Raw genomic sequence first — 603 nt, forward strand, 5'->3', positions numbered from 1 at the left:
AATGGCAGACGCACTAGACTTAGGATCTAGCGCCTTACGGTGTATGGGTTCAAGTCCCTTCACCTGCACCATTACTATTTACAAGTAAAATATTATAAATAAATTGCCATAAACATATGCGGGGGTGGCTCAGTGGTAGAGCGTCACCTTGCCAAGGTGAACGTCGCGAGTTCGAATCTCGTCTCCCGCTCCAAATATGCTTAGGCATATGTATATGACTAGGCATTTAGTATATGACTAGATATTTAATAATTTTATCATGTGTTTTTAGCTCAGTTGGATAGAGCAACGCCCTTCTAAGGCGTGGGCCGGGGGTTCGAATCCCTTAAGACACACCATTATGCGGTATTAGCTCAGTTGGTAGAGCACCTGACTCTTAATCAGGGTGTCCAGGGTTCGAGCCCCTGATGTCGCACCATTTAAAAATTGCCGGGGTGTAGCGCAGCTGGGAGCGCGCGTGGTTTGGGACCATGAGGTCGCAGGTTCAATCCCTGTCACCCCGACCATTTTAATATATTACAATATGCGGGTATAACTCAATGGTAGAGTGTTAGCCTTCCAAGCTAATTACGAGGGTTCGATTCCCTCTACCCGCTCCAAATA

5 tRNA genes are annotated in these 603 nt (G+C 46.4%); all 5 read left to right on the forward strand.

The features are described 5' to 3' along the window. Nucleotides 1-118 precede the first annotated feature (118 nt). The 5 genes from KPL51_RS23140 to KPL51_RS23160 all read left to right on the forward strand — a co-directional run bounded on the left by KPL51_RS23140 (nucleotide 119) and on the right by KPL51_RS23160 (nucleotide 599). Nucleotides 119-193: transfer RNA gene (locus KPL51_RS23140), tRNA-Gly, on the forward strand. 68 nt (nucleotides 194-261) lie between these two features. Further along, nucleotides 262-338 (forward strand) — tRNA-Arg (locus KPL51_RS23145). Nucleotides 339-342: 4 nt separating this feature from the next. Further along, nucleotides 343-418: transfer RNA gene (locus KPL51_RS23150), tRNA-Lys, on the forward strand. A 12-nt stretch (nucleotides 419-430) separates the two neighbouring features. After that, nucleotides 431-506: transfer RNA gene (locus tag KPL51_RS23155), tRNA-Pro, on the forward strand. Nucleotides 507-525: 19 nt separating this feature from the next. After that, nucleotides 526-599 (forward strand) — tRNA-Gly (locus KPL51_RS23160). Nucleotides 600-603 lie beyond the last annotated feature (4 nt).

The sequence above is a fragment of the Clostridium bowmanii genome, from assembly GCF_018861315.1.
Taxonomy (GTDB): Bacteria; Bacillota; Clostridia; order Clostridiales; family Clostridiaceae; genus Clostridium_AD; species Clostridium_AD bowmanii.